The 5,316-nt window shown below is 66.4% G+C and carries 3 protein-coding genes and 1 pseudogene; all 4 read left to right on the top strand.

Translation table 11 applies throughout. The annotated features are described in order from the left end of the window. A pseudogene (locus ASE28_RS32545) lies at positions 1-208 on the top strand (hypothetical protein); the annotation flags it as partial. A gap of 253 nt (positions 209-461) precedes the next feature. After that, positions 462-1,379: a hypothetical protein gene (locus ASE28_RS27720; RefSeq protein WP_057269348.1), complete on the top strand. Its 918-nt coding sequence runs from the start codon at positions 462-464 to the stop codon at positions 1,377-1,379. Continuing rightward, a complete protein-coding gene (locus ASE28_RS27715; protein ID WP_057269347.1) occupies positions 1,369-2,214 on the top strand; it encodes a 2OG-Fe(II) oxygenase in 846 nt (281 codons plus the stop codon). The genes ASE28_RS27720 and ASE28_RS27715 overlap by 11 nt, the downstream gene beginning before the upstream one ends. 102 nt (positions 2,215-2,316) lie before the next feature. Beyond that, positions 2,317-5,316, top strand: a 3,000-nt coding sequence (locus ASE28_RS27710) for a DUF4347 domain-containing protein (RefSeq protein WP_157422161.1), incomplete at its 3' end; no start/stop codon positions are given.

Below are 5,316 nucleotides of genomic sequence, written 5' to 3'. Positions count from 1 at the left end.
AGCGAGCACGCCTACGCAGATTGCGCAGACGCTGTGGACGAATGTGGTGGGCCGGGCGGGCACCGACAGCGAACTCAAGCTGCTGACCGACATCATGGCTGGGGGGGTATCAGCCTCCGAGCTGACGGTGATGGCGGCGAATCTGGAGATGAACGCGGTGCGGATTGATCTGGTGGGGCTGACGGCCAAGGGGATTGAGTTCGCTTGAAGCCAGCCTGGCTTGCATCAAAGGCAGGGCCCTGCCCTGCCCCAGCCCCCCCGGGCTGGCCGGCCCGCAAAGGCCGGCAAATACCCTTACAGCGAAGTTGCAATATGATACAAATCGTGGGCACTGCAGCGATGGCGCTGCAGGTGCTGGGGGCGCAGCTTCTAGGGCCATGATGGCCCGCTCGAGACCCGCGCGACCTCAATCGAATGCATTGCCACCATGAAGTGCTTCCCTATGAAAGTGGCAAACGCGCATGAGCACCGACTGGATTCCCTGTGAACTGACCACTGCCGGCCAGCGCAGCCTTGTTCGATGGATCCACCCCGGCGCCAAGCCGCTGTTCACAGAACCCTTCTTTCGCCAGACCATCGACGCGCTGGTCCAGGCAAACGCCGTGCAGAAGCTCACGCCCCTGGAGGCGCTGGCAGAGGTGGCGCCGGCCAAGGCACCGGCGGGCTTCATCTTCCACGTGTCGCGCTGCGGGTCCACCCTGGTGAGCCGCAGCCTGGCCGGCATACCCCGCCACCGCGTGGTATCGGAGCCTGCGCCCGTGAACCAGTGGCTGCTGGCCCACGGCTTGGACCCACAGGCAAAGTGGCCGCAGCTCAAGGGGCTGATACACGCCCTGTGCGGCACGGCTGTCGGTGTGGACTGCTTCATCAAATTCACCAGTTGGAACCTGCTGCACCTGCCGCAGTTGCTGGCGCTCTTTCCCGCCACCCCCTGGGTCTTCGTCTACCGGGACCCGGTCGACGTGCTGCAATCCCTGGTGGCGCGGCCGCCGCGCTGGGCGGCCCTCCCGCAACTGGCCCCTGCCCTGGGCGGCCACCAGGCCGATGGCCCTCAAGCGCTGGCGCAGGTTCTGCAGCGCCTGTTTGCCGCCCCGCTGCCGCATTGGAGTGGGCGGGCTCTGGCGATCAACTATGCCCAGCTGCCGGCCGCCATGGCCGACATTGCCGAGCACTTCGGCCTCAGGCTGGACGCAGCGGAGCAGGCACGCATGGTGCACGTGGCGCAATACGATGCCAAGCAGGCCGGTGAAGTCCCCTTTCGCCCGCGTGAGCGCGCCCCTGTGTCGGAGGCCATGGGCAGCGCCATGGCGCCACTGAACCAGCTGTGGGATCAATGGGAGGCGATGCGCACCCCATCGGAGGCACTGCATGCCCACTGAAGCCACGGCACACCGCGCGCCGCTGTCACCCGATGCGCGCGACCAGCGCCTGCTGGAGTTGATCGGGGCGGGCAAGATCGCCGCGCCAGACAACGAAGTGCTGGCAGACATCCACCGGCGCCGGGGCGACCTGGCCGCAGCGGCGGCGGAGTACCGGCGCCTGCATGCCCGAAAGGCCGGAGCGCCTCGCATCGACCTGCTGAACGCCATTTTCAATGGCGGCAATGCGCCAGCACGCCTGCCGCAATCCGATTTTGCGCCTGCCCCGTTCGTGCAGTTCGATGGCTTCTTCGGCCATGCGCTGAACCAGCACCTGCTCGACTACGCGATCTCGCGCCAGGACATCTTCAGGCCGACGGAGCTGCAGGCGGCAGACCAGTACGAAAAGCAGCGCAGCACGCTGGTCACCTACGAGGTGGGCTCCCCGGGCGAGGCGATGCGCGCCGCGGTCAGCGAGCGTCTGCCCCTGCTGTGCGAGCGGCTGGGCATGCCGGTGTTCGACATCGATTTCATCCAGCTCAAGATCGCGGCGTATGCGGCCGGCGACTTCTTCAAGGCCCACCAGGACAACGGGCTCAGCCATACGGGCAGGCGGATCAGTTTCGTCTACTACTTCCACCGCGAGCCCAAGCCCTACCGCGGTGGCGACCTGCTGCTGTACGACAGCCGCTTCGACCCGCGCGCCTATGTGCGCACCCTGTTCACACGCATCGTTCCGCACAACGACAGCATCGTGTTCTTCCCCAGCGAGTATTTCCACGAGGTGCTGCCCGTGGAAACCGCCCCGCAAGACTTCAGCGCCAGCCGTTTCACCATGGCCGGCCATATCGGTTGACAGTGCCACGCCACCGCTTCATCTTCTGCCCCTGCAAGCCATCGGCACCGCTCACGGTGCCATCGCTGCAGCCATCCCTTTTTCTGACCACAAGGCACCGCCATGTCCACCACCCCCGCCACCCGTGAAGTCATCGCCATCGATGCCGGTATCGCAGACTGGGAGACACTGGTTGCCAGCCTGGACCCTGCCATGCCGATCATCCTGCTGCCCGCAGGCGGCAACGGCCTGGAAGCCCTGGCACTGGCGCTGGCCGACTACGGCACGCTGGACGCGCTGCACCTGGTCACCCACGGCTCCGAAGGCCAGCTGCACCTGGGCGAGTTGCGCCTGAACACCGCCAACCTGGGTGAGCAGGCCCCTGCGCTCGCACAGATCGCCAGCCACCTGGCACCGGGTGCGGACCTGCTGCTGTACGGTTGCTCGGTGGCCCAGGGCGAAGGCGGGCAGGCATTCGTCAACAGCCTGTCCAGCGCGCTGCATGGCGCCGATGTCGCAGCGTCCACTGATCGCACTGGCGCGTTGGCGCTGGACGGCGACTGGGACCTGGAGTATTGGGCGGGGCAGATCGAGACGATGCTGCCGTTCGATGCGCAGGACATCGTAGAGTACAGGGCGGCGTTTGTGGGGGATGACACCGGCCTACCCACGGTGTCTTCGATCAACCGCGTCTCCACCGCGATCACCAACGCTACCAGCGTCAATTTCACCGTCAAGTTCTCTGAAAGCGTCAGCGGGGTCGATACTTCAGACTTCTCCCTGACCAAAAGCAATACTGCCAACGGCACTATCTCCAGCGTGACGGGGAGCGGAGACACCTACACCGTGACGGTGAACAGCATCTCCGGTGATGGCACTGTGCGCCTGGACCTCAAGAGTTCAGGGACCGGCATCCAAAACACGGCCGGCAACGCCATCCCCGGCGGCTACACCGCAGGCCAGCTGTACACCATCGACAACACGGGGCCCGCAGTCGGGTCGGTCAATTCCAGCGCTGCCAACGTCACTTACAAGGCGGGCGACACCGTCAGCCTGCAGGTCAATTTCAGCGAAACCGTCACCGTCACGGGCACGCCCCAACTGACGCTCGAGACCGGCACCACCGACCGTGCAGTGAACTACACCAGTGGCAGCGGCACCAGTGAACTGACCTTCACGTACACCGTGCAGGCCGGCGACACCGCGGCAGACCTGGACTACCTGGGAATCACCGCATTGGCGTTGAATGGCGGCACCATCAAGGATACGGCAGGCAACGCCAGCACCCTTACGCTGGCGGCGCCCGGTGCGGCCAACTCGCTGGGCAACAACAAAGCCATCGTGATAGATACCACCGCGCCCACGGTCGCATCGGTCAATTCCAGCGCCGCCAACGGCACCTACAAGGTGGGCAACACCGTCAGCCTGCAGGTCAACTTCAGCGAGGCCGTCACCGTCACGGGCACGCCCCAGCTGACGCTGGAAATCGGCACCACCGACCGTGCAGTGAACTACACCAGCGGCAGCGGCACCAGTGCACTGACCTTCACGTACACCGTGCAAGCGGGCGACACCACGGCAGACCTGGACTACCTGGGAATCACGGCACTGGCGCTGAATGGCGGCACCATCAAGGATGCGGCGGGCAATGCCAGCACGCTGACGCTGGCGGCACCGGGTGCGGCCAACTCGCTGGGCAACAACAAGGCCCTGGCCATCGACGGCGTGGTGCCGGTGCTGTCCTCCAGCACGCCGCTGGACAATGCTGCCGGCGTCAGCACCACCGCCAACCTCATGCTGACCTTCTCCGAAAACGTGGTGGCAGGAGAAGGCCTGGTGCTGCTCAAGAACGGCGCCGGCACGCTGATCGAGCAGTTCGATGTCACATCCGGCGAGGGCAGCCTGAACGGTAGCCTGAGCATCACCGGCGCTGCGGTCACCATCGATCCCCATGCCGACCTGGCCTACGGCACCGCCTACTACCTGCAGGTGGAGAGCCTGGCCTTCAAGGACGGCGCAGGCAACGCCTTTGCCGGCATCTCCGACGCCGAAGGCCTGAACTTCACCACGGTGGCCGCTCCAGCCCCCGCGCCCGCCCCGGACCCGGCGCCACCTGCGCCGTCACCGGCTCCGACCGTGGTGGACGGAACTCCCGTACAGACCAGCACCGTGCAGAACGCGGATGGCTCGACCACTACCACGCAGAGCATTGCACCGGTCAGCAGCGGCCGGCCCGACAATGCAGGCACGCCCAACCCGCAGCTGGCCGACATACCGCTGGCCACCAGCAATGGTGAGACCCTGCTGCAGATAGGCTTGCCCACGGGGGTGGGCGCCACATCGCAAGGCTCCGAGCCGGCCACCAGCCCTGCGGCGCTGCGCCTGCAGCTCGTCACCGCCGCCGGGGCCGCTGGAGCGGGTGGGCAAGTGGACGCTATCGACAACTACCTGGCCACCGTGCCCAATGCGGGCCAGGTCGTCGTGCGCACCATCACCCTGGCAACCACCCCAGGCATCGCACCGGGCCAGCCCATTGCCATCACCGGTGCCGACGGCACGGGCGAAGGCAGCACCACGCACCCCGACCGCCAGGAAGCCCTGGTGATCGACGCGCGCGGCCTGCCGCCGGGCTCCGTGATCCAGCTGGACAAGGTGGAGTTCGCGCTCATCATCGGAGCCGTCCGGGTCATCGGCGGGGCGGGCCAGAACATGGCCAGCGGCGATGGATCGGCCCAGTGGATCGTGCTCGGCCCCGATGACGACATCATCCACGGCGGTGGCGGCAACGATGTGGTCGGCAGCGAGGCCGGCGATGACCAGGTCTTTGGCGATGCCGGGGACGACATCGTGTTTGGCGGCGCGGGCAATGACCTGCTCTCGGGCGGCACCGGCAGTGACCGCCTGAACGGGGGCACGGGCTTTGACGTGGCGATCCAGGAGGGCACACGCGCCGACTACACCGTCACCCTGGAGGGTGCCGGTATCAAGCTGACCCATACCGCCACCGGTGTCTCCGATTGGCTGGTGGATGTCGAGCAGGTGCGCTTTGCAACGGGCCCAAGCCTCACGGTGGCGCACAGCGCCGCCGAAGAAGCCGGGGCCTATCTGTTCCAGAAGTGGATT

This window comes from Acidovorax sp. Root219, assembly GCF_001428665.1.
GTDB lineage: Bacteria > Pseudomonadota > Gammaproteobacteria > Burkholderiales > Burkholderiaceae_C > Acidovorax.
Note: the sequence above shows the minus strand (reverse complement) of the source record. Positions and strands in the feature narration are given on the sequence as shown.

Coding starts and splice junctions, on each gene's coding strand:
- ASE28_RS27720 (WP_057269348.1), top strand. CDS start 462: ATGAGCACCGACTGGATTCCCTGTGAACTGACCACTGCCGGCCAGCGC.
- ASE28_RS27715 (WP_057269347.1), top strand. CDS start 1,369: ATGCCCACTGAAGCCACGGCACACCGCGCGCCGCTGTCACCCGATGCG.